Origin of the sequence: Kitasatospora sp. NPDC002965 (assembly GCF_040611255.1) — a bacterium.
In the GTDB taxonomy this organism is placed as follows: Bacteria; Actinomycetota; Actinomycetes; order Streptomycetales; family Streptomycetaceae; genus Kitasatospora.
This window is the reverse complement of record NZ_JBEXNT010000024.1, coordinates 40,868-62,847: the sequence shown is the minus strand read 5'-3', so window position 1 is coordinate 62,847 and position 21,980 is coordinate 40,868. Positions and strand designations below refer to the sequence as shown.

Genomic DNA, 21,980 nt, shown 5'->3' with positions numbered 1-21,980 from the left:
CTCCCGGATGGCCGCGCTGTACGAGCGGGACCTGACCTGCCGGTCGCTGGGCATCACGCTGGACGAGGTGGCCACCGGGCGGGCGCTGATGCGGATGACGGTGGCCCCGGCCATGGTCAACGGCCACGGGACCGCCCACGGCGGCTACCTCTTCCTGCTCGCCGACGCGGCGTTCTCCTACGCCTGCAACAGCTACGGACCGGTGACGGTGGCGCAGGCCGCGCAGGTGACCTTCCTGGCGCCGGCCGCGGTCGGCGACGAGCTGGTCGCCGAGGCGCTCGAACGGGCCCGGTCCGGGCGCACCGGCGTCTACGACGTGACGGTGCGGACCGCGGCCGGGAAGACCGTCGCGGAGTTCCGCGGCCAGAGCGTGATGCTGGCCGGGAAGCCGCTGACGGGCTGACCGCGCACGGCCGACCGCGGCCGGGCCGACGGCGCACCGGCCGGCCCGGCCGTGCGTCAGGCCGGCGGGCGCTCGTCCACGACCTGCTGGAGCTTGCCGGTGCGCGGGTTGGTGACCAGCTCGGCGCGCGGCACCCACTCGACGGTGAGGTGGTGGATCGCGCCGTCCGCCACGTCGTGCGGGTAGAGCGGGCGGGCCGCGTACACGGCGCCGATCAGCCGCTCGCTCAGCTCGGCCGGGGGGAGCTCCTCGGTGTAGCCGAGCCGGAGGATCAGGCCGTCCTTGCCGTCCCACCGGCGCTGCACCAGCTGGATGCCGGAGATCACCTGGTCCGGGTCGGCGGCGACCAGCACCGCGCGGATCTCCTCGGTCGGCATCGCGACGGTGCCGATCCGGGCGCCCTCGACCGACCGGCCGACCAGCCGGAACCGTCCGCGCTCCGGGTCGACCCACTCGGCACGGTCACCGGTGGGGTAGCGCAGGATCGGCATCAGGGTGCGGAACAGGTTGGTGACCACCACCCGGCCGGGCACCCCCGGGGCGGTGATCGGCTCGCCGGTCACGTCGTCGACCAGCTCGACGACCGTGCGGTTCGGGAACGCCTCGTGCACCCGGACGTCGTCGCCCGGCACCGGCGCGCCGACCAGCCCGGCGTCCACCGAGGCGTAGCCGATCGAGGCGACGGCCGCCTTGGGGAAGGCCCGGGAGAGGATCGGCCGCAGGTCGGCGAAGAGCAGGTCGCCGCCGAAGAGCAGTAGTTCGACGCGCTCGGCGACCTGTCCGTGCTTCACCAGGTACTCGGCGACCGAGCTGAGCTTCATCGGCTCGCCCGCCAGCACGTCGACGCCGAAGTCCTCGATCAGTCCGGCCACGTACGCGTCCGGTGCGGCGCCGACGGGCAGGCGGACGTTGTCCACCGGGGCGTGGTGCAGGGCGTTCTCGATGTAGAGGAAGCCGCCGTAGAGCTCGCCGGCCCAGAACAGGTTGGCGACCCGGTGGCCGGGCTTGAGGCCGGCCTGGACCAGGCCCGCGCCGAAGGCGGTGACGGAGTCGGCGTGCTCGGTGCGCGACCAGGGCGAGAACTTGGGGACGCCGGTGGTGCCGCCGGTCTTGTAGACGCCCGCGTCGAGCAGCGGACCGGTCAGCAGACGGTTCTCCGGCCACGAGTTGGCGGCCCAGAAGGCGGTCTGCTCGATGACGGGGAGCTGCGTGAGGTGCTCGATGCGGTCCGGCAGGCCGCGGTACAGCTCCGCGTAGAAGGGGGAGTTCCTCCGGGCGAAGTCGACCAGGTCGGGCAGCGGTTTGGCGGGCACGGTACTTCTCCTGACTGCGGGGGCGGGGGCGGCGGGATTGCCGGGGGTAGGGGCGGGCCGGGCCTCAGCCGGCGCCGGGCCGGCCGATCCACGTGCGGGCGAGGGTCTGGACGGCGGCGCCGTCCCGGTCGGCGAGCTTCTGCGCCAGGTACGCGGCGGCCCAGTCGTTGGTGGGGACGCGGAAGGCGGGGTGCTCGGCGCGCAGGGTCCGCACGACCACCTCGGCGACCTCCCGGGCCGGTTGCCCGGCCGCCTCCCAGCCCTGGCCGCCCACCCAGGCGAGGTAGTCGGCGAAGGTGGGCGCGTACGGGCCTGAGGCGGCCTGGATGGTGGTGCGGTCGATGTCCGGGAAGATCCCGAACCGGGTGTCCGGCACGAAGCCGGGGACGACGACGGAGACCCTCACGCCGTGCGCCCCGGCGACCGGGGCCAGGCTCTCCATGAACCCCTCGACGGCGAACTTGGCCGCGCAGTAGGCCTCGTTGAACGGCTGACCGACCACCCCGTGCACGCTGCCGACGGTGACCAACCGGCCGCCGGACGCGCGCAGCAGCGGCATCGCGGCCCGGCTCACCTCGACGACGCCGAAGAAGTTCACCTCCAGGTTGGCCCGCAGCGCCGCCGTCGTCGACATCTCCAGCGTCGGGTCGGAGTTGGAGACCCCGGCGTTGTTGACCACCGCGTCCAGCCGCCCGTACGTCCCGGCCACGCCGTCGAGGCAGGCGGCGACGGAGGCGGCGTCGGTGACGTCGAGCCGGCGGACGTCCAGGGCGACGCCGGCCCGGCCGGCCGCCTCCGAGAGCTCCCCGGCACGGTCCGGGTCGCGCAGGGTCGCGACCGCGGTGTACCCCGCGCGGGCCGCGGCGACGGCGGTGGCCAGGCCGATGCCGGACGAGGTGCCGGTGATCAGCACGACGGGCCCGGTCATGACGCCGTCTCCGTCAGCTCCGGTGCGGCGTCCCCGGTGCCGCCCGCGTCCCCGGCGCCGCCGGTGTCGGCCGCGCCCCCCGCGTCCCCGGTCCGCTTCTTCTCCCGGGCGGCCGCGTCGAGCAACGGCTGGATGCCGAGCGCGGGAAGGAAGGAGCAGGCGGCCAGCAGGGTGCCGCCGGCCATCACCCAGCGTGCCGCGTCCCGGATCCCCAGCGGGTCGGTGAGCGCGGAGACGGCCAGGCCGCCGACCAGCGCGGCCAGCGGGATCACCCCCCAGGTGACGGTCCGGAACGCCGCGTGCATCACGCCCTGGTGCTCGGCGGACATCCGGGCCTGCCGGGTCGGGGCGCTGCACACGTTGATGCAGGACATGAAGAAGCCGTAGCAGCCCATCGTCACGGCGATCACCGGCCCCGGCGGCAGGGCCGGCGCGGCCAGCACGCCGAGCCCGACCAGGCAGTGCAGCAGCAGCGACCAGGCCAGGGTCCGGCCCAGGCCGAGCCGCTCGCTGATCCGCGGCGCGACCACGGCGCCGGCCAGCGCGCCGACGGCGCCGACCGACATGGCCGCACCGAAGACACCGACCGAGATGCCCAGCCCCCGGTAGGCGAGGACCGGCAGCACGGTGACGAAGATCGGCCCGCCCGCGTTGAGCGTGACGGCAGCCAGCACCACCCGGCGCAGCACCGGATCCGCCCAGTTCAGCCGGAAGCCGGCCGTCAGCCGCTCCCAGACCGTGCCCTCGACGACCGTCCGGCCGCCCCAGGGCTTCATGGAGCGGAAGCAGGCCGCGGAGACCAGGTAGCTGGCCGCGTCCACCAGCAGGGCGGCCACGCCGAGCGCGCTGTACAGACCGGCCGCGATCGAGGGACCGGCCACCTCGGAGACCGAACTGCTGCCCTCCAGCCGGGAGTAGGCGCGGACCATCTGGTCCTTCTCCACCACGGCGGGGACGGCGATCAGGTAGCCGACGTTGAAGAAGATGGTCGCGCCGCTGATCGCCGCCACGCAGCCGAACAGCAGCGCCGTGGACAGGAAGTCCAGCCAGTACGCCAGCGGGATCACCAGGACCGCCACCAGCCGGACCAGGTCGCAGACGAGCATCGTCCGGCGTTTGTCCCACCGGTCGACCAGCACACCGGCCACCGGCCCGAGCAGCGGGATGCCCAGGTACTGCGCCATCGCCACCACGCCGACCTGGAGCGCGGAGGCGTGCAGCACGAAGATCATCAAGGTGGGGACGACGAAGACGGTGATCCGGTCACCGACCACGCTGACCGTCTGGCCCGCCCAGAAGAGGTTGAAGCCGCGGCCCAGGCCGCCCGGCCGCTGCGGGCTCACGAGCCCTCCCGGACGGCGAAGGTGGCCGTCTTGCCGGTGCGGTCGTTGCTGACCAGCTCGTCGACCGGCCGGACCCGGAAGTTCTCCGGGTCGTGCTGGAAGGCGGTGCTGAGCGTGAACGTCGCGGAGAGGAGCTCGGCGCGCAGCCCCTCGGCGTCCACCGCCGCACCCGGGTCGGTCAGCAGCAGGACGTCCACGCCGGTGGCGCGCCCGCCGTTCTCGGTGATCACGACCTGGGCCCGGGAGACGCCCGGTTCCCGCTCCACCCGGGCGACCAGCTCGTCCACGTGCAGGCCGAGGCCGCGTACCTGGACCACGCTGTCCCGCCGCCCCAGGACCCGCATCGCCCGGCCCGGCCGGCCGCACGGGCACGCGGTCAACTCGCCCGCGTCGCCTGTGCGGTAGCGCAGTACGGGGTTGAGCATCTCCGGGTCGAGCGTGGTGAAGTCCAGCAGCCCGTCCGGGCCGGCGTGCACCAGCTGCGCGGGCAGCGGGTGGAAGGTGTCGGCCGGGCAGTCCGGGGTGTTGGTGCCGACCACCCAGGTCTCGGTGGAGCCGAACATGCCCCAGCGGCGGGCGTCCGGTGCGACGGCCGCCATGTCCTCCTCCAGCTGCGGCTGCCAGGCCTCGCCGAGCCAGAGCACCTTGCGCAGGGTGGGCAGCTTGATCCCGGCCGCGCGGGCGTGGGCGAACCAGAGCCGCAGCACGCTCGGCGTGCCGCCGATCGCGGTCACCCGGCGGTCCGCGAGGAAGGCCAGCCAGTCCGGGTACTCCTCCCGGGTGACCGAGCCGAGCGCGATGATCCGGCAGCCGGACAGGTCGGCGAGTCCGGCGGCGAGGAAGTGCGCGCCCCACATCCGCCCGGCGCCCCAGGCGTTGACGAACACGTCCTCGCGGTCGAGCGGCTGCCAGTGCGCGTGGACACCGGCCATGTAGAAGCCGGTGGGCGCGTAGCCGACCTTGGGGGCGCCGGTCGAGCCGCCGCTCTGGAACAGCCAGGTGGCGCCGGACTCGGAGCGCGGGTCCAGGTGGGCCAGGGCGGTGTTCAGGTCGTCCTTGACCAGCGGGGGCAGCGCGGCCAGCTCGTCCAGGGTGCGGACGCTGCCCGGGTGGTCCGCGTAGCGCGGTGCCAGCGCGGGGACGGTCCGCAGCCGGTCGAGGGTCCGGCCGGCGACGGCCAGGTGCGGCTCGGCCGCCTCGGGCGGCAGGGAGAACGCGTCGGTCATCGGGGGTCCGTTCGGGGGGTCGTGGTCGTGGTCGTGGTCGGCGTCGGCGTAGGCGTCGTGATCGGGGCCGTGGCGGCCGTGGTGGCCCTGCCGGTCGGGGCCGTGGCGTTGGCGAGCCACTTGGCGTGTGCGTCGCGGTAGGCGGTGAACCGGGCGCGCGCGACGTCCCGTTGCAGGGTGCGGTCCGGGTCGGACCAGTCCGGGGCGATCACCCCGTCCGGCTCCAGCTCGGAGAACCAGTACCGCTCGCCGTCGTACAGGAAGTCGACGCAGAAGAACGGGATCTGCAGTTTCTCGGCGAAGTACGCCGTGGCGGCAGCCAGTTCGTCCGGCACCGGTGGGAACTCCATCGCCCCGCCCCGGCTGGCGTTGGCCACCGGCGAGCCGGGCTCCGGGATCCGCTTCATCACCGCGTACGGCTCGCCGCCGACCACGTAGACCCGGTAGTCGACGGTGCCGTCGCCGAGGTACGGCTGGGCGACGAGCGTGGTGTCGCCGCCCTGGGCGAGGCTGGCCAGGCCCCGGATGTCCTCCGGACCGCGGGCCAGGTTGATCCCCCCGCCGCCGCACCAGCCGGCCGGCTTCACGATGGCCGGGTAGGTGAGGCCGCCCAGCGCCACCTCGTACAGGTGCTTGCTGATGTCCCGGCCGGTGCCGATCCGGACCGACGGGATCGCCGGCACGGGGGAGTCGGCGAAGTGCAGGACGGTGGCGACCTTGTCGTTGCCGATCAGCGAGACGTGTGGCGGGAACGGCAGGTAGAAGCCGGCCTGTTCGAGCACCGCGTACAGCGCGTACTGGTTGAAGACGTCCATCGACTGGTAGGGCAGCGAGTAGAGCGCGGTGATGAACAGGGTGTCCTGCGGGGTCACCGGCTCCTCGTCCACGTAGACCAGCGGACGGGCGGGGTCGGAGGCGTCCACGGTCACCGCGTCGGGCGAGTGCCGGCACCAGGTGAGGCCGAGCTCCTCGGCGATCTCCGCGTAGAGGTCCCAGAAGAAGTGGTGCCAGGTCGCGGACATCCGGCTCGACTCGCGGTCGGGGAAGATCCAGCACATCCGGCGCAGCGGGCCGGAGCCGTCCGCGGAACCGGGGGCGTGCGCGGGGCCTGTGGGGTTCTCGGTGTCTGTGGGGTTTGCGGGGTCAATGGGGTGTGCGGGGCCGGTGGGGTTCACCGTGCTCCTTCCGGGTTCGTCGGGTGCCCGGCGTGCCCGGCCCACCAGCGGCGGCCGGGCTCCGGGAGGGTGTCCACCGGGTCGTAGTACGGGTGGCGCCGGTCGAGCGGGTCGTCACCGTCCGGTCCGCCGCCCTCGCGGACCTCCAGCTCGGTGCGGTAGTTCTTGGTCCAGTACGAGATGCCGCGCTCGCGGTCGTACCCCACCGCCTGGTGCACCCAGCGCTTGCCGAGGTCCGGCACGTCGCAGACCAGGCGGGGAGTGGCGTAGCCGGGGAGGTAGCCCATGATCGCCTCCTGGAGCCGCTGCGCCTCGTGCACCGAGGTCCGCCAGTGCTCGGCGTTCGGGATCATGTCGCAGAGGTAGAAGTAGTACGGCAGGATGTTCGCCTCGCCCTGGAGGGCGAAGCAGAGGTCCAGCAGGTCGCCGGGGGTGGCGTTGACGCCGCGCATCAGCACGCCCTGGTTGCGGACGTCGCGGACGCCCGCGTCCAGCAGCCCCCGGGCCGCCTCGGCCACCAGCGGGGTCACCGACCGGACGTGGTTGGCGTGGGTGTGGACGGCCAGGTTCACCGCGCGGCGCGCGGCGACGGCGGCTACCCGGGCCACGCCCTCCCGGATCTGCGGCTGGAGCCAGTGCTGGGGCAGTCCCACCACCGCCTTGCTGGCGAGCCGGATGTCGCGGACCGACTCCAGTTCCAGCAGCCGCAGCAGGAACGACTCCAGCTGCGGCCAGGGCACGTTGGCGAGGTCGCCGCCGGAGACCACCACGTCGCGCACGGCCGGGGTGCGCTTGAGGTAGTCGAGCATCTGCTCCTGCCGGTGGGCGGGCCGGAGCACCAGCCGCTTCTTGGCGACCTGGGCCGTGGAGGTGCCGACCAGGTCCATCCGGGTGCAGTGCCCGCAGTACTGCGGGCAGGTGGAGACCAGCTCGGCCAGCACCTTGGTGGGGTAGCGGTGGGTCAGGCCCTCGACCACCCACATCTCGGCCTCGTGCAGCGAGTCGCGCTCGGCCCGGGGATGGCTGGGCCACCGGGGGTGCCGGTCGGAGCGGACGGGCAGCATGTACCGGCGGACCGGGTCGGCGAGGAACGCCTCGGTGAACGCCTCCGGCACGGTCGGGGCGCGCGGGGCCACGGTGTTGAGCATCTGCGGCGGGAGCAGGATCGGCATCGTCGCGAACTCGGCCTGGTCGGCGAGGAGTTCCTCGTAGAACCGGTCGGTCAGCAGGTCGCCGACGACGGCCCGCAGCTGCCGGACGTTCTTCACGCAGTGCGCCCGCTGCCACTGGGCGTCCCGCCACTGGGCCTCGGTGACGTCGCGCCAGCCCGGCAGTCTCCGCCAGTCCGGTTCGACCAGCGGGGTCCGGACGTACTGGTACGGCTGCCCCGTCACGGGGTGTGCGGGGGGTAGGGGGCGGTCCATCCGGCACTACCGGCCGGTGAAGAGCGTGGCGAGGCGGGTCCGCAGCTCGCGCTTGAGCACCTTGCCGGTCGGCCCGAGCGGGAACTCCTCGGCGGTGCGCGCGATCCGGACGGCGGCGAGGGCGGACAGCCCGGCCCCGGCCAGCGCCTTGTTGGCGGCCTCCTGGACCTCCTCGGCGCCCACCTGGTCGGCTTCGTGCTGCAACTGAACCACTGCGACGGGGAGTTGACCCTTCCCGGCGCCGCCGGGCACGCCGATCACCGAACAGTCCCGCACCAGCTCGGCGCAGTCGGCCAGCAGTACCTCCTCGATCGGCAGGCTGTAGACCGGCCCCGCCACGGTGTCGACGACGTCCACCGTGCGGTCGAGGTGGTAGAAGGAGCCGTCCGCGTCCCGCCGGGCGACGTCCCCGGTGAGCCAGTAGCCGTTCAGCTCGAAGCTGCCGGTCAGCCTGGCGTTGTTCCAGTAGCCGGGCGTCCGGGACGGCGTGACCACGCCGAGCAGCCCGACCGTGCCGTCCGGGACCTCGGCGCCGTCCTGGTCCAGCACGGCCGCCTTGAGCACCACTTCGAGCGGCTTGCCGACGCACCGGTCATTGCGCGTGCTCTCCGGCGTCGTCACCTGGCCGAACAGCGCCATGCCCATCTCGGACGATCCCAGGCCGTCGACGAACTGCGAACCTGGCAGGGCGGGTTGCTCGGCCTTCTCGCTCGGCAGCAGCCAGGGCCGGATCAGCCCGGCGGGCCGTTCGCCCAGCCCGACCAGCCGGCGGATGTGCCCGTAGTGCGCGCTGTCGCCGGTGTTGAACCAGGAGTGGACCCGGGCTGCGCCCGCCACCGGCAGCTCCCCGGTGGCGAGTTCGACGAACGTGCGCGGGAAGGAGGCCACCATGGTCGGCAGGAACGCCTCCATCACCGGCTCCACCACCGCGCGCCGCCAGTCGGACATGACGACCGTCGGCAGACCGAGCAGGGTGGCGGTGAGGAAGTAGCTCAGCCCGCCGGCGTGGGTGTGCGGCATCAGCGACATCAGCCGGTCGTACGGCTCGGCGGGGAACCGGACCATCCGCGGCTGCTTGCCGTCCCAGAACTGGCGGTGCGCCAGCATGGTCGACTTGGGCGTGCCGGTGGTGCCGGAGGAGTGGATCAGCCCGACCACGTCGTCCGCCGCGTGCCGGTACGGGTACGCCTCGGGGAGTCCGCCGGACGCGGCGGCGTCGAAGGCCTGGATCTCGGCGGCGAGCGCGAGGAAGCGGGGCCGGCTCTGCGGGTCCTCACGGTAGGCGGCGGCCAGCCGGGTGGTGTCGTCGGCGACCACGCCGACCACGCCGACGTGGTGGAGGTAGCGGACCATCACGTCGTGCCGCATGGCGTCGTTGACCAGGGCCGGGACGGCGCCCAGCGCGGTGAGCGCGAGGAAGTGCAGCAGCGGCTCCAGACCCTCGCCGACCACCACGGCGACCGGCTCGCCCGGGCGCACGCCGTTGGCGTGGTACCAGGCGGCGTACCGGTCGCGCAGGGCGGCGAGGTCCAGCAGACTGTGGCCGCGCAGCACCACGGCGCCGCGGTGGTCGGTGTGGTGGCTGAACGCGAACGGGACCGCGCGGTTGGGGTTCACCGCGATGGCGTGTTCGAGGAAGTTGCCGGCCCCGAGCTCCGGCTCGGTCATCAGCCGCTCCCGGGCGGCGAGGGGCGCGACGGGGCTCTGGCCGGCGGGCTGGATGGAACTCTGGTCGCTCATGGCGTCTCCTGAGGGGGTGGCCCGCCGCGGTTCTTGTGGAACACACGGGGCGGGCCGACGGGGGGTGGGAGAACTGGTGCTCGGCGGACGGGTTCGTGCGGTGGTGCGGGTCCTGTGCGGCGGTGGTGCGTTCGTCCGGTCGTGCTCTCCGCGGCAGGTGGTCGCCTCCGCCGGTGGGGTGGCGCGGCGGTGGTGCGGGGCGGAGCGGGGATCGCGGTGGTACGGGGAAGCGCGGCGGTGCGGGGTGGTCCGGGGTGGTGGGGTGGGTACGGGGCGGTACGGGTGCGGCGGGCCGCGGCTCAGCGGTGGTCGCCGAGGATCTCCGCGACCACGCGGTGGCCGGAGCGGATCGCCCCCTCCATCAGCCCGAAGAACTCCGTACTGGTCTCGGTGCCGGCCCAGTGCACCCGGCCGTGCGGTGCGGTCAGTGCCGGGCCCTGCCCGAGCCAGTCGCCGGGACCGAACAGCGCGGCGTAACAGCCCCTGCTGTAGGGCTCGTTGACCCAGTCGGTGACATGGAACCCGATCGGCTCCGGGAGCATCGGGAAGAGCCGGGCGGCCTGCGCGACCGCGGTGGTCCGCTGCTGCTCCGGGCTCCGCGCGGCGAACCGGTGCGCCTCGGCGCCGGTCACGAAGCCGGTCAGGACCCCGACCCCGTCGGCCGTCGGCGAGTCGTCGACGGTCGAGAGCAGCGGGCCCTCCGCGTTGACCGACCACCCGGAGAGTCCGTGGTCGCGCCAACCGGGCGACGGATAGACCAGGTTGACCTTCACCGCGCAGCCGCGCCCGGTACGCGCGCCGGCCCGGGGGCCGGGCGGGGCGGGCCGGTGGTCGAGGCCGTCGGCCAGCAGCGGGGGGAGCGCGACCACCGCCGCGTCCGCCCGGTGGACGCCCCGCCCGGTGCGGACGGTGACCCCGTCGGCGTCCTGGTGGACCGCCACGGCGGGTTCGCCGAGCCACAGCCGCGCGCCCGGTCGCTCGGACAGCCGTTCGGCGAGCCGCTCGCACAGCAGGTGGGCGCCGCCCGCGACGCGGTCCTGCTGGGCGCCGCCCTCGAAGGCGTTGAGATAGCGCAGACCGCCGCCCGACCGGAGGTAGAAGGCCATGTGCAGGACGGAGAGTTCGGCCGGGTCGGCGGCCATCATCTCGCCGAGGAAGAGCGGGAAGAAGAGCCGGGCGTCCGGGTGGGTCAGGTGCCGGTCGGCCCACTCGGCCGCGGTGAGGGTGTCCAGGCGCTCCGCGTCGGGGGTGAGCCACGGCGCGTCGGGCCGCACCGCTGCGGTGAGTTCGGCCAGCCGGTCGAAGAGGTCGCCGAGTGCCACGGCGTTGAGGGGTGGGAACCGCCCGTCGCGGGTGGCGTGTTCGGGTCCGCCGAGCGCGAAGCGGCTGGCGCCGAGCATCGTGGTCGGCGTGGTGTCGAGGCCCGACTCCTTGAGCAGGGCGAGGAGTTCGGTGTGCCGGTCGCCCAGGTAGGCGGCGCCGGCGTCGACCCAGGAACCCGGGGCCACCTCGTGGCCGTGGATCCGGCCGCCGACCCGCTCGCGTGCTTCGAGCACGGTGACCTCGACCCCGCGGGACGCGAGCCCGTTCGCGGCGGTCAGGCCCGCGAGGCCGGCGCCGACGACGACGGCGGAGCGGACGCCCGCCGGGCCGGAGCCCTGCGGGGCGTCGTGCTGTCTCCCGGAGTCCTGGGGGGCTTCGTCCCGCCCGGCGGCCGTGTCCCGGCCGCTCATCCGGCTGCCGCGATCAGCTCGGCGAGGCCCTCGGGGGTGGGTGCGAGCACGAAGTCCTCGAAGGACAGCTCGACGCCGTACGTCCGGGCGACCGCGCTCAGTACGCGGGTGGCGATGAGCGAGTCACCGCCGAGGAGGAAGAAGTCCGAGTCCGCGGCGACGTCGGTGGTCTCCAGGACGCGGCGGAAGATCGCCACCACGTCCTCGGCGTCGGCGGAGGTGGTGTCAACGCTCATCGAGGCTCTCCTTTTCATGGACCGGCAGGTGCCGCCTGTCGGCGCACCTGGTGGGGTGTCGGTGAGGGGCCCGGCGAGGGGCCTCGGGACGGGTCCTGCCCGGGGATCTGCCCGGGGCCCGCCCCGCGTGCGGGGTGTGTCCGTGTGCGGGGGTGCGCCTGGGTGCCCGCGGTTCTGCGGGCCCGCCCGTCGGCGCGTCGGCGCGTCGGCGCGTCGGCGCGTCGGCGCGTCTAGTGCGGGGAAGGCGTCGCGCGTGCCGCCCGGAGCGGCTGCGCCGGGTACACCGGATGCGGTGGATGCGCCGGGGCGGCCGAGTGGCGGCGGTGGGAGCCCGCCCGGTCGACCTTGCCGCTGGCGGTGAGCACCAGCTCGGGCACGACGGTGATCCGGCTGGGCACGAGGTGGCCTGGCACCCGACTGCTCAGGTAGGCCCGGACGTCGGCGTCCAGCGTCCCCGCCGCCGCTCCGGCGCGCGGCACCAGGTACGCGACCAGGGCGGACCGGCCGGCCACCGTCGCCCCGGCCACCGCCACCGCGCTCACCCCCGGGTGGCCGGCGATGTGTGCCTCGACCTCGGCCGGGTCGACCCGGATGCCGCGCACCTTGATCTCGCCGTCCAGCCGGCCCCGGTGGGTGAGCACGCCGTCCGGCGCGCGGCTCACCCGGTCGCCGGTGCGGAACCAGCGCTCGCCGTCGACGACGGTGAACCGGGCCGCGGTGGCCTCCGGCAGCCCGTGGTAGCCCGCCGCGACGGCCGGGCCGCCGATGACCAACTCACCCTCCGCGCTGATCTGTTCGACGACGTGCGGCAGTGCCCGCCCGATCGGCGCGGGCTCGCCGGCCGTCCAGTCCGGTCCGGACGAGGGTGCTCCTGGTCCGTGCAGGTCGACGGCGTGGGTGATCAGCGTGGTCTCGGTGCAGCCGTAGGTGTTGAGCAGGCGGATCCGCCCGGTGTCGAGGCGGCTCCAGTCGGCGAGCCTGGCCGGGTTGGCCGCCTCGCCGCCGATGACCAGCAGCCGGACCGAGTCGGGCAGGCCGGCCTGCTCCTCGGTGAGGTGGAGGACCAGTTCGTGCCAGAACGCGGTCGGCAGGTCGAGGACGGTGATCCGCTCGCGCCCGACCATCCGCAGGAACCGGGGGAACGATCCCGAGTGCGCCTCGTCGTCGAGGACGAGGGCGGCGCCGGTGGTGAGCGCCGGGAGGATCTCCTCGAAACAGGTGTCCCAGTTCAGCGACGCGAACTGCAGCACCCGGTCGTCGGCCGTGAGGCCGAACAGTCCGCGCAGCGCGTGCACGGTGGCGGAGATCGCCCGGCGGGGCGTCACGACGGGTTTCGGCTGCCCGGTCGAACCCGACGTGAAGAGGAGGTAGGCCGGCTGCTCGGGGTCGGCCGGTCGCGGCCGTTCGGGCTGCGGCGGAGCCGGCGGACGCGGGGGACCCGCCGGCGCTGCGGGCCCCGACGGACCGCGCGGAACCGCCTGATCGGCCTGAACCGCCTGATCGGCCTGACCCGGCGCGGCTGCGTCGGGTGCGGCTAATCGCGGCAGGTCGACGATCTCCGGCCCGGACGGCCCGGACGGCCCGGACGGCCCCGGCGACCCCGACAGCCCCGACAGCCCCGACGACCCCGACGACCCCGACGGCCCGGACGGCCCGGATCGGGCGTCGGGGTCGGTGACCGGCGCTGCGAGCCCGGTGCGACACCCCACCGCCGACAGCATCGCCTGTTGGCGCTGCGGCGGAAAGGCCGGATCGACCGGGCAGTACACGCCGCCGGCCGCGAGCACACCGAGCAGTCCGACGACCGTCTCCGGCGCATGGACCGCCGGGACGGCGACCACACCGGGCCCGGCCCCCAGCCGGACGGCCAAACTGCTTGCCAACTCGTCGAGTTGGCGATAACTAAGGACGCGTCCGTGGTGGACGATCGCCGGCCGTTCGGGAAATCGCCCGACGGTTTCCGTGAACGCGTCAATCAGGTCGGAAGTGGCCCCGTTGATGTTGCGGTTATTTGTCATGCCCGCCCCAAAGAATGCCGTGCGAGCACTTGTCGGTGCTCGGCGGAGCGGGACTCTACCTTCGAACATGCGTGGCCACAATGCTTGTTGAGGATGTCGCTTCAAGGATGTGTGGTTGACATGTGAACGTGACGCGGTCCACCTGGGCGGGTTGCTGGGGCCCGAGTGGCTTCGAGTGGTAGTCGCCCGGATGCGGGGAGTGTTCGGCGCTCCGGCGGTGGAACCCTCCAGTACGTACGCGATCCGAACCGCCCTCTGTTTTACGAGGGTTGCCCGGCCCGGATTCCTGATGGATCGTCAAAAACATGGTCCGTACAGGAACATGTCGGGCGTTCCGGCCGGTCGTGGCCGGGGGGACGGACCTCCGGCCCCGCCGCGGCCGAAGGTCCGGGGAAAATCCGGCACGGGTGCTGGATTTCACGGAAGAACGCCGACGGACCGTCGGGCGGGCGGCTGTCGGCGGCGAGCGGTGTCCCAGACCTCGCTCGACCCGAAGTGGACGTCGTACCGGTCCTGCAAGGGCGTCAGCCGGTCGAACGGCTGCCGCCCCCAGGCCGCTTCCGCGAGTTCCCGGAAGTACCCGAAGCGCTCGACCCCCGGCGACGCGACGACCAGGAGGTCGGTCGGGCTGCCGGCCGCCGCCCCGAAGGCGTGCGGCAGCAGCGGCGGTACCGACACCACCCCGCCCGCGGCCACGGTCACCAGGGAGTCGCCGAGCAGGAACTCCGCCACGCCGTCGAGGACGTAGAACAGCTCCCAGGACACCGCGTGGTGGTGCGGCCGGGCGCCGTCGGCCCCGACGCCGAGCGTCAGCCGGTTGGCGCCGTACGAACCGCCGGTCGCGTCCGCGTCGACCAGCAGGCCGAACGCGCCGCCCGCCGGCAGCGCGAGGCGCTCCGCCTCCTGCGACCGGACGACCAGGGCGCGTGGTTGATCCGCGGTCATGGCTCTCCCCTTTCCCCTCGGGATCACGTGTACGGCACCATTCGACCCGGGGAGCGACCACCGGGCCAGAAGCAGTCGGAGCGGGCGGTGATCACCGATCGAGATGAGTGGGGGTCCGCGCATGGAGCTCAGGCAACTGCAGTACTTCGTCGCCGTGGCCGAGGAGGGCGGGTTCGGCCGGGCCGCCGAACGGCTGACCATCGTGCAGTCCGCCGTGAGCCAGCAGGTCCGCCGCCTGGAGCGCGAACTCGGCGTGGTGCTCCTCGACCGGTCCACCCGGGGGACCCGCCTGTCCGCCGCCGGTGAGCGCCTCCTCCCGCAGGCCCGCGCCGCACTCGCCGCCGCCGAGCAGGTCCGGCGCACGGCGGCCGGCATCCGCGCGGGAGCCGACGGCGTCCTCCGCCTCGGCGCCGTCCAGACCCCGGGGACCCGCCTGGACGACGCCCTGGCGCGGCTCGCCGACCGCGCACCCGGCCTCCGGGTGCGACTGCGGCAGGGCCCGCCCGCCGAGCGGCTGGAGGCCCTGCGGACGGGCGGGCTGGACGCCGCCCTGTTCTGCGCGGTCACCGCGCACCCGGACCTCGACCTGGTCCCCGTCTGGCGCGACCCCCTCCACGTCGCGCTCCCGGCGGACCACCCCCTGGCGGCCGAGGACGAGCTCCGCCTCGACCGGCTCGCCCACCTGCCCCTGCGGCTCGCCGCCCGCGACCGCAACCCCGCCTTCCACGCCCTCGTCACCGACGCCTGCCGCGGAGCCGGCATCGACCCGCCGCCCGGCGAACCCTTCACCACCCTCCGCGAGACCCTCGCCGAGATCGGCTCCGCCACCACCCCCTCCTGGACCGTCTTCTACGAGGTCAACGGCCTCCCCGACCTCCCCCGGGTGGCCGTCCGCCGGCTGGCCGGGCCGACCGTCACCACCTCCCTCGCCCGCCCGGCCGGTCCCCCCACGCCGGCCCTCCGCCATCTCCTCCACGCCCTCGGCGCGCCCCGCGCAGCCCACGCGCCCCACCCGTGATCCCGGCGGGCACCGCCGGGGCGTTCCCGGGCCGCGGCGGCCGGCGGTCCCGCGCGCCGTCGGCGGACGCCCGTCCGCACCGTCGGCCCGGACGTGACCCGGATCACGTCCGGGAGAAAACCCGCAGGCCCGACGGGGCGTCTAGTAGGTGTGAAACGGGTTGGGGCGGCAGCGCCGCAGGAACTGGACGAGGAACACCTCCTACGACGGGTGGCCCGGGGCGACCGGGCCGCCTTCGAGGAGCTGTACCGGCGCACGTCGCCGTGGCTGGCCGTGCGGTTGAACCGCCGCTGCACGGACCAGCAGATCGTCGCCGAGGTCATGCAGGAGACGTACCTGGCGGTGTGGCGCGCGGCGGGCTCCTTCGCCGGGAGCCGGACCGGAGGGACGGCCGTCGGCTGGCTGTGGACGATCGCGGCCCGCCGCCTCGTCGACGCGTTCCGGCGCAGGGCCCACCACGCGGAGCCCCCGCCCGCCGCGGCCCCGCACCCCGTGGCGCCCGCGGCCGAGGAGGAGGCCCTGGTGGCCACCGTCGGCGGTGACGTCGGGGACGCGCTGCGGCGCCTCGCACCGGAACTCCGGGAGGTACTGCAGGCCATGGTGCTCGACGGGATGTCCGTCCGGGAGACCGCCGTCGTCCTCGGACTGCCCGAGGGAACGGTCAAGACCCGCGCCCGCCGGGCCCGGATCGCGATGCGGGAGGCACTGGGATGAACGTGGAACACGCGTCGGCACGACTGATCGACGGATACGCGCGCGGCGACACGGATCTCGTCGCGGACGAGGTGTGGGCCCTGGAGGCCCACCTGGAGGGGTGCCGCCCCTGCCGCGACCGGCTGTCGGCCGCCGTCCCGGCCGCCGCGCCCGCCCTGGCGGCGCTGACCGACACCGTCTGGTCCGATCTCGAACACCAGCTGGCGACGACCGCCCCGTCGGCCCCGCGCCGGCGCCGGGCGCGGCTGTCGGCCTGGACGACGCCCGCCATGACGCCGTGGCTGGCCATGGTCGTGGCCGTGACGCTGCTCGCCCTGCTGCTGGACCTGGCGGGCCCCGGCTCAGGACAGGTGTCCCTGATGCTGCTGCTCGCCCCCGTCCTGCCCGTGTGCGGCGTCGCGGCCTCGTGGTCGCGCGGCCTCGACCCGGCGTACGAGCTGACGGCCTCCACCCCGAGGGCGGGGCTGCAACTGGTGCTGCGGCGCACCGCCTCCGTGCTCGTCGTGGTGATCCCCGCGCTGCTGGCGGGCGGATGGGTGACGGGGGTGACGGCCGCCCAGTGGCTGCTGCCCTGCCTGGCCTTCACCTCGATGACCCTGGCGCTCGGCGGGATGATCGGGGTGACCCGCGCCGCCGTCGTCCTGGTGGCCGCCTGGGCCGCGGTCGTGGTGGCACCGACCCTGGCCACCAGCCGGACGGCCTTCGCCCTGCGGACGGACGGCCTGCCCGTGTGGGGGCTGATCCTCCTGCTGGGCGTCGGCGTCGTCCTCGCCCGCAGGGGCGCCTACACCGTGCTGGGCGCCCACCGGTGAACGTTCGCGAGACGCCCCATCCCCGAGCCACCCCCCATCCCCGAGCCACCCCCCATCCCCGAGCCACCCCGCACCCCCGAGAGACCCCGCACCCCCGAGCCACCCCGCACCCCCGAGAGACCCCGCACCCCCGAGAGACGAGGAAACGCACGATGCCCGCAGTGAGCAGGGCCGACATCGCCCCCACGGCCTACGCCTGGGAGATCCGGGCGACCGGACTGAAGGTCAGGGTCGGCAGGAAGCGGATGGCCGTCGACGGGCTCGACCTGTCGCTGGGCACCGGCGTCCACGGACTCCTCGGTCCCAACGGGGCCGGCAAGACCACGCTCATCCGGGCCCTGGCCACCGTGCTGCGCCCCACCGGGGGTGCACTGGAGCTGCTCGGGGAGCCCGCGGGCGGACCGGGCGAGCACCGCGCGCTGCGCCGCCGGATCGGCTACCTTCCGCAGGAGTTCGGCTACTACAAGCGCTTCACCGTGCGAGAGTTCGTCGAGTACATGGCCTGGTTGAAGGAGGTGCCGACGGCGGACATCCCCGCGGCGGTGCAGCGGGCCGTGGAACGGGTCGGCCTGGCCGACCGCGCGGACGAGCGGATGAAGGCCCTGTCGGGCGGGATGGTGCGGCGGGCCGGCATCGCCCAGGCGATCGTCAACGACCCCTCGATCCTGCTGCTCGACGAGCCGACGGTCGGTCTGGACCCGGCGCAGCGGCTCCGCTTCCGCGGGCTGCTCCAGGAGCTGGGGACGGACACCTGCGTGGTCGTCTCGACCCACCTGGTGGAGGACGTGGCCGCGGCCTGCACCGAGGTGGTGCTCTTCGCCGAGGGGCGGCTGGTCTTCCAGGGCACCCCGGACGAGCTGGCCGCGGCCGGCGGCCCGGAACACGTGGGCGACAGCCCGCTGGAGCGCGGCTACTCGGCCCTGCTCGTCGACCCCGCACGCACGAGGGGCGCCTGGTGAACCTCCGTATCCTCCGCATCGAGCTGCGGCGTTCCGTCGCCCCGTGGGCCGGCGCCGTCGTGGTGGCGTTCGCCCTCGCGTTCCTGCACCTCGTGCCCGGAGCGTGGTCGAGGGGCACCACGCTGTGGACGGCCCAGTGGACCTCGATGGCCCTGTGGACCCGGTTCCTGCTGCTGTTCCTGTGGCCGCTCGCGGTGGGTCTCGGGGCGCTCCAGGGGCTGCGCGACCACCGCTCGAAGACGGCCGAACTGCTGGCCAGCACCCCGAGACCCGCACGGCACCGCGCGGCCGCCCTGGCGGGCACGACGGCGTTCGCGCTGGTCTCGGCCTTCGGGCTCGTCCTCCTCGTGGGTGCGGTGCGGGTGCTCGCCGGAGACGCCGCGTACACCCACCTCGGCTGGCTGCCGGTCTCGCTGGTGGGGGCGCTCGCGCTGGTCGCGGGGGCCGTCCTGGGCATGGGCGTCGGACGGGCCCTGCCCTCCGTCCTCACGCCGCCCGCACTGGCCGTGGGCGCCTTCGTGGCCGTCAGCCTCCTGCGGCAGACCACGGACGCCGCGGTGCCGTCGTCCGCCGCGCCGAACCGCCTCGCGCTGCTGTCGCCTGCGGTGTCCGAGGTACGCCAGACGGTCTTCACGCTGTCCGCGTCCGTGCACCTCGGACAGACGCTCTGGCTGCTCGGCCTGGCCGCGACGGGCTTCGCGCTGCTGGCCGCCGCCGGCCCGCGCGCCCGGCTGCTCGCCCTCACCCCGCTGCTGGCGGGCGGCGCCGTCGCGCTGCTCCTGCTGCCGGCCGACCCCCGCGCCACGTACGTCGTCGACCGGGCCGCGGTGACGCAGGTCTGCGACGGCCCGGTGTGCGTGACGGCGGCCCGGCAGGCACGGCTCGCCGGTATGGCCGGTCCCGGCCGGGAGGCGCTGCGCCTGCTGCACGGGGCCCTGGGCGACGCGGCGCCCGTGACCGTCCGTGAGACCACCGTCCCGAGGGAGCTCCTCGGTGAGGCGGAACGGTCGCGCGACGCCCTGCTCGTCGACTTCGGCGACGAGGTGTTCGGGGGTGCGTCGGGCGAGCGGCTCACCCGGGCCCTGACGGGCCAGGGCCTGGTGCCGCTGTGCCACGCGCGGAGCTCCGCCGAGAGCGGCACGCTGGAGGAGGCCGTCGCCCAGAGCGTCGCGGCGGCCTGGGTCCTCGGAGGGGAGCTCCGGCCCCTCGACGGGACCATGTACACCCTGAAGGACTGGAACGCCATGGCCCGCCCGGTGTGGGAGGAGCTCACCGCGCTGCCCGGGCCGGAGCAGCGGCAGCGGATCGGCGCCCTGCACGCCGCCGCGGTCTCCTGCACGGACTTCCCGTTCGCCGCACTGACCGCCGGCAGGGTCCAGTGAGGTGGCTGACGCTGTACGCGCGTTCGCGGCGGGTACCGGCCGCCCTCGCCGCGGTGGCGGTCGGCGCGGTGGCGGTGTGGACGCTCGCCCGGCTGGGCGGCGGGCTGCCCGGGGACCCCCTGCCGTCCACGCTCGTCCTCGCCGCCGGGGCGACGGCGTTCTCGGCCGGCCTCGCCGGACAGGACCACGCGTTGGACTGGACGGCCGCGATCCGCTGGTGGCCGCGCCGGGCGGCGCACGTCCTGCTCTGCGGGGTCGTCGTCGGCGCGGTGGTGCTGGCGGTGCAGGTGGTGAGCGGGCAGCCGGCCGCCCCGGCCCTCGTCGTGCGCGACATCGCGGGGCTGATGGGGCTCGTGGCGGTCGGGGCGGCCTGCTGGGGGGCGCAGTTCGCGTGGGTCCTGCCGTTCGTGTGGCTGTCGTTCGCGTTCGTCCTCCCGCCCGCGACGGACCCGGCGACGCAGGTCATGACCTGGATGCTGCTCCCGCCCGGCACGGCCGCCGGTACCTGGACGGCCCTCACCCTGGCCGCCGTCGGCACCACCGCCTACGCCACCACCGGCCCCCGCCGCTGACCACCCCCCGGACCCCACCCGGCCACCGCAGCGAGGGATCGACGAGTCGCCGTCTCGTCGATCCCTCGGACACCCGTCGAACGACCGGGGACAGCCGGGTGTGCAGCTCTCCGCAGCAGGTGGCCCTCGACACGCGACCGCGCTGCTGCCGGAGGACTGTCCTCTCGACCGCGAGGGAAGGCACCTGGGCATGAGTGAGGTCCTGACCGAGTGGGCGTGGCGGCTCACCGAAGCGGAACTGTCCGTGGTGCTGCCCCGTCGCTGGGCGCATTCGAAAGGCGTCGCTGCACGGGCCGCCGGTCTCGCCAGTGTGCTGGGCGACAGCGCCGATGTGGTCCACGCATCGGCGCTACTGCATGACATCGGCTATGCACCGAGACTGGCGATGACCCATTTCCACCCGCTCGACGGTGCCCGGTTCCTCCGAGACGTCCACGGGGTGGATGATCGGCTGACCCGATTGGTGGCGAACCACTCGTTCGCGCTGCTCGAAGCCGAGGAGCGGGGACTCCGCGACGTTCTGGAGACGGAGTTCCCGCTGCTGGACGACCGGCGGCCGGTGGATGCGCTGGTCTACTGCGACATGACGACGACGCCCGACGGGGCCCTGACGACCGCCGGAGAACGGGTGGCGGAGATCGTGGGGCGCTACGGGGCGGACAGCGTGGTGGGGCGGTTCATCCGTCGGGCAGCACCGCCGATCTTCGCGGCGGTGGCGCGGGTGGAGGCCGCGCTGGCCGCTCAGCCGAGGTAGGGATAGGTGCCGGCGAGGTAGTCGCCGATCTGTCGGCGCATGCTGGGGTGGATGTCGTACCGGTCGAGGTCGGCGGGCCGAATCCATCGGACGTCGTCGGCCTCGTCGTTGATCGTGGGCTCGCCGCCGACGGGCCGGCCGATGTACGCGTTCTCGTACTGCTGGCGGATCTCGCCGTCGGTGTACGCGACGATGTGGTGCGGGTTGCTGTAGACGCCCAGGAATCCGGTCACCTCGGCGATCACGCCGGTCTCCTCCAGGCATTCGCGCACGGCGCACTGGGCAGCGGTCTCGCCGATGTCCTGCGCCCCGCCGGGCAGGGCCCACTGGCCGGTGTCACGTCGGCGCTGCATCAGGATGGCGCCGTTGTGGTCGGCCACGAGCAGGTTGCTCGCAGGAACGAGGGTGTTGGCCTTGGGGGCGTCGGGGTCGTCGAGATACTCAGTCCTGCCCATGTGCGGTGTTCCCCTCCGATACGGGTGTCCAGGGTTTCGCGCCGGCCCAGACGGCTTCGAAGCTCTGAGCGTAGTTGTCGAACCATCCTGTGGAGTCGACCCTCCTGAGGTGGAGCAGAGGGTTGGCACTCGCGGGCTGGCCCCACACGTGCGGATTGACCAGGAGGTCACCGTCGTAGCGGAACAGCGAGTTGTAGAGCGTGGTGTCGTGGAGGCGCACCTCGCAGCCGGCCGTGTCCGGCAGGATCCGGTAGTAGGTGAGCGAGGCACGGATCTTCGCGGCGAGCGCGTCACCGATACCCTCCTCACGCCCCCGGACAACGGCCGCCCTGCCAGCCGGATCTCCGAAGCACAGACGGACGCGAACACCGGCCGAGGCCCGTTCCGCAAGCATCCTGGCGACGTGCGGGTTGGTCTGTGCGAAGAACGTCCCGGAGAACACGAGCACGTCGATCTGGGTCTCGGCCTCCCGCAGCAACGACAACCACATCTCCCGTGGCACGCTCGCTCGGTTGACGTAGGTGCCGACCAGCTCGGTGCCGGCCGCGAGCGGCCTGCCCGTCAGTGGCTCCGGTGCGGGCCAGAGGAAGGTCTCCTCCACTCGTAGGTGCTGGGCGGCCGCGAAGCGGTGTCGCGCGTGCGGCACTCGTCCGCCGATCCAGCGGCCCACGGTCTTGGGGTCCACCTCGCACGCGGCGGCGAGCAACTCGGGAGAGACACCGCGCTGAGCGAGTACGGAGCGAAGTCGCTCGTTCACGGAAACCATACAAGCCGAGGCAGGCGTCGGCTTGCAAGGAGGTAGGGGGACACCTCATGGGCTCACGGATCGG

The 21,980-nt window shown here is 74.1% G+C and carries 21 protein-coding genes; 8 read left to right on the top strand and 13 right to left on the bottom strand.

What is annotated here, in order from left to right:
* Positions 1–7: 7 nt before the first annotated feature.
* On the top strand, positions 8–403 hold the full coding sequence (gene paaI, locus ABZY91_RS13150; RefSeq protein ID WP_329951965.1) for a hydroxyphenylacetyl-CoA thioesterase PaaI: 396 nt from the start codon (positions 8–10) through the stop codon (positions 401–403).
* A 56-nt stretch (positions 404–459) separates the two neighbouring features.
* Here paaI and ABZY91_RS13145 read toward each other — a convergent pair whose 3' ends face one another.
* The 11 genes from ABZY91_RS13145 to ABZY91_RS13095 all read right to left on the bottom strand — a co-directional run bounded on the left by ABZY91_RS13145 (position 460) and on the right by ABZY91_RS13095 (position 14,484).
* Positions 460–1,716, bottom strand: coding sequence for a phenylacetate--CoA ligase family protein (locus ABZY91_RS13145; RefSeq protein WP_355402093.1), 1,257 nt, complete (start codon positions 1,714–1,716; stop codon positions 460–462).
* A 64-nt stretch (positions 1,717–1,780) separates the two neighbouring features.
* A complete protein-coding gene (locus ABZY91_RS13140; protein ID WP_355402091.1) occupies positions 1,781–2,644 on the bottom strand; it encodes an SDR family NAD(P)-dependent oxidoreductase in 864 nt (287 codons plus the stop codon).
* A complete protein-coding gene (locus tag ABZY91_RS13135; RefSeq protein WP_355402089.1) occupies positions 2,641–3,987 on the bottom strand; it encodes an MFS transporter in 1,347 nt (448 codons plus the stop codon). Before ABZY91_RS13135 ends, ABZY91_RS13140 begins: the two co-directional genes overlap by 4 nt.
* A complete protein-coding gene (locus tag ABZY91_RS13130; protein ID WP_355402088.1) occupies positions 3,984–5,213 on the bottom strand; it encodes an AMP-binding protein in 1,230 nt (409 codons plus the stop codon). Before ABZY91_RS13130 ends, ABZY91_RS13135 begins: the two co-directional genes overlap by 4 nt.
* Positions 5,210–6,271, bottom strand: coding sequence for a hypothetical protein (locus ABZY91_RS13125; protein ID WP_355402086.1), 1,062 nt, complete (start codon positions 6,269–6,271; stop codon positions 5,210–5,212). Before ABZY91_RS13125 ends, ABZY91_RS13130 begins: the two co-directional genes overlap by 4 nt.
* Positions 6,272–6,384: 113 nt before the next feature.
* Positions 6,385–7,782: a lysine 2,3-aminomutase gene (locus ABZY91_RS13120; RefSeq protein ID WP_355402084.1), complete on the bottom strand. Its 1,398-nt coding sequence runs from the start codon at positions 7,780–7,782 to the stop codon at positions 6,385–6,387.
* A 36-nt stretch (positions 7,783–7,818) separates the two neighbouring features.
* Positions 7,819–9,552, bottom strand: a complete 1,734-nt coding sequence (locus tag ABZY91_RS13115; protein ID WP_355402082.1) for a class I adenylate-forming enzyme family protein — start codon at positions 9,550–9,552, stop codon at positions 7,819–7,821.
* Between the two features lie 299 nt (positions 9,553–9,851).
* Entirely contained in the window at positions 9,852–11,285 is a 1,434-nt protein-coding gene (locus tag ABZY91_RS13110; RefSeq protein WP_355402080.1) for an FAD-dependent oxidoreductase, read from the bottom strand.
* Positions 11,282–11,521, bottom strand: coding sequence for a phosphopantetheine-binding protein (locus tag ABZY91_RS13105; RefSeq protein WP_329878174.1), 240 nt, complete (start codon positions 11,519–11,521; stop codon positions 11,282–11,284). The genes ABZY91_RS13110 and ABZY91_RS13105 overlap by 4 nt, the downstream gene beginning before the upstream one ends.
* A gap of 230 nt (positions 11,522–11,751) precedes the next feature.
* Entirely contained in the window at positions 11,752–13,539 is a 1,788-nt protein-coding gene (locus ABZY91_RS13100; protein ID WP_355402078.1) for an AMP-binding protein, read from the bottom strand.
* 417 nt (positions 13,540–13,956) lie between these two features.
* The gene (locus ABZY91_RS13095) at positions 13,957–14,484 is read right to left on the bottom strand and encodes a cupin domain-containing protein (protein WP_355402076.1); all 528 of its coding nucleotides are present in this window, start codon (positions 14,482–14,484) and stop codon (positions 13,957–13,959) included.
* Positions 14,485–14,605: 121 nt separating this feature from the next.
* Here ABZY91_RS13095 and ABZY91_RS13090 point away from each other — a divergent pair, with 121 nt between their 5' ends.
* The 7 genes from ABZY91_RS13090 to ABZY91_RS13060 all read left to right on the top strand — a co-directional run bounded on the left by ABZY91_RS13090 (position 14,606) and on the right by ABZY91_RS13060 (position 20,695).
* Positions 14,606–15,502, top strand: a complete 897-nt coding sequence (locus tag ABZY91_RS13090) for a LysR substrate-binding domain-containing protein (RefSeq protein ID WP_355402074.1) — start codon at positions 14,606–14,608, stop codon at positions 15,500–15,502.
* 150 nt (positions 15,503–15,652) lie between these two features.
* The gene (locus ABZY91_RS13085; RefSeq protein WP_355402072.1) at positions 15,653–16,216 is read left to right on the top strand and encodes an RNA polymerase sigma factor; all 564 of its coding nucleotides are present in this window, start codon (positions 15,653–15,655) and stop codon (positions 16,214–16,216) included.
* The gene (locus ABZY91_RS13080; protein ID WP_329951956.1) at positions 16,213–17,028 is read left to right on the top strand and encodes a zf-HC2 domain-containing protein; all 816 of its coding nucleotides are present in this window, start codon (positions 16,213–16,215) and stop codon (positions 17,026–17,028) included. Before ABZY91_RS13085 ends, ABZY91_RS13080 begins: the two co-directional genes overlap by 4 nt.
* Before the next feature lie 152 nt (positions 17,029–17,180).
* On the top strand, positions 17,181–17,987 hold the full coding sequence (locus ABZY91_RS13075; protein ID WP_355402070.1) for an ABC transporter ATP-binding protein: 807 nt from the start codon (positions 17,181–17,183) through the stop codon (positions 17,985–17,987).
* On the top strand, positions 17,984–19,369 hold the full coding sequence (locus tag ABZY91_RS13070; RefSeq protein ID WP_355402068.1) for a hypothetical protein: 1,386 nt from the start codon (positions 17,984–17,986) through the stop codon (positions 19,367–19,369). The genes ABZY91_RS13075 and ABZY91_RS13070 overlap by 4 nt, the downstream gene beginning before the upstream one ends.
* Positions 19,366–19,941 (top strand): hypothetical protein, encoded by a 576-nt coding sequence (locus tag ABZY91_RS13065; RefSeq protein WP_355402067.1) that lies wholly within the window; start codon positions 19,366–19,368, stop codon positions 19,939–19,941. The genes ABZY91_RS13070 and ABZY91_RS13065 overlap by 4 nt, the downstream gene beginning before the upstream one ends.
* A 190-nt stretch (positions 19,942–20,131) precedes the next feature.
* Positions 20,132–20,695 (top strand): HD domain-containing protein, encoded by a 564-nt coding sequence (locus ABZY91_RS13060; RefSeq protein ID WP_355402065.1) that lies wholly within the window; start codon positions 20,132–20,134, stop codon positions 20,693–20,695.
* On the opposite strand, the gene ABZY91_RS13055 is transcribed toward ABZY91_RS13060, so the two are convergent.
* Both ABZY91_RS13055 and ABZY91_RS13050 read right to left on the bottom strand, forming a co-directional pair.
* A complete protein-coding gene (locus ABZY91_RS13055; protein ID WP_329878192.1) occupies positions 20,683–21,150 on the bottom strand; it encodes an NUDIX domain-containing protein in 468 nt (155 codons plus the stop codon). The genes ABZY91_RS13060 and ABZY91_RS13055 overlap by 13 nt on opposite strands.
* The gene (locus tag ABZY91_RS13050; protein WP_355402063.1) at positions 21,137–21,907 is read right to left on the bottom strand and encodes an XRE family transcriptional regulator; all 771 of its coding nucleotides are present in this window, start codon (positions 21,905–21,907) and stop codon (positions 21,137–21,139) included. Before ABZY91_RS13050 ends, ABZY91_RS13055 begins: the two co-directional genes overlap by 14 nt.
* Positions 21,908–21,980: the final 73 nt, after the last annotated feature.

Coding starts and splice junctions, on each gene's coding strand:
- ABZY91_RS13140 (WP_355402091.1), bottom strand. CDS start 2,644: ATGACCGGGCCCGTCGTGCTGATCACCGGCACCTCGTCCGGCATCGGC.
- ABZY91_RS13055 (WP_329878192.1), bottom strand. CDS start 21,150: ATGGGCAGGACTGAGTATCTCGACGACCCCGACGCCCCCAAGGCCAAC.
- ABZY91_RS13130 (WP_355402088.1), bottom strand. CDS start 5,213: ATGACCGACGCGTTCTCCCTGCCGCCCGAGGCGGCCGAGCCGCACCTG.
- ABZY91_RS13105 (WP_329878174.1), bottom strand. CDS start 11,521: ATGAGCGTTGACACCACCTCCGCCGACGCCGAGGACGTGGTGGCGATC.
- ABZY91_RS13115 (WP_355402082.1), bottom strand. CDS start 9,552: ATGAGCGACCAGAGTTCCATCCAGCCCGCCGGCCAGAGCCCCGTCGCG.
- ABZY91_RS13110 (WP_355402080.1), bottom strand. CDS start 11,285: ATGAGCGGCCGGGACACGGCCGCCGGGCGGGACGAAGCCCCCCAGGAC.
- ABZY91_RS13080 (WP_329951956.1), top strand. CDS start 16,213: ATGAACGTGGAACACGCGTCGGCACGACTGATCGACGGATACGCGCGC.
- ABZY91_RS13060 (WP_355402065.1), top strand. CDS start 20,132: ATGAGTGAGGTCCTGACCGAGTGGGCGTGGCGGCTCACCGAAGCGGAA.
- ABZY91_RS13075 (WP_355402070.1), top strand. CDS start 17,181: ATGCCCGCAGTGAGCAGGGCCGACATCGCCCCCACGGCCTACGCCTGG.
- ABZY91_RS13090 (WP_355402074.1), top strand. CDS start 14,606: ATGGAGCTCAGGCAACTGCAGTACTTCGTCGCCGTGGCCGAGGAGGGC.
- paaI (WP_329951965.1), top strand. CDS start 8: ATGGCCGCGCTGTACGAGCGGGACCTGACCTGCCGGTCGCTGGGCATC.
- ABZY91_RS13100 (WP_355402078.1), bottom strand. CDS start 13,539: ATGACAAATAACCGCAACATCAACGGGGCCACTTCCGACCTGATTGAC.
- ABZY91_RS13095 (WP_355402076.1), bottom strand. CDS start 14,484: ATGACCGCGGATCAACCACGCGCCCTGGTCGTCCGGTCGCAGGAGGCG.
- ABZY91_RS13125 (WP_355402086.1), bottom strand. CDS start 6,271: ATGTGCTGGATCTTCCCCGACCGCGAGTCGAGCCGGATGTCCGCGACC.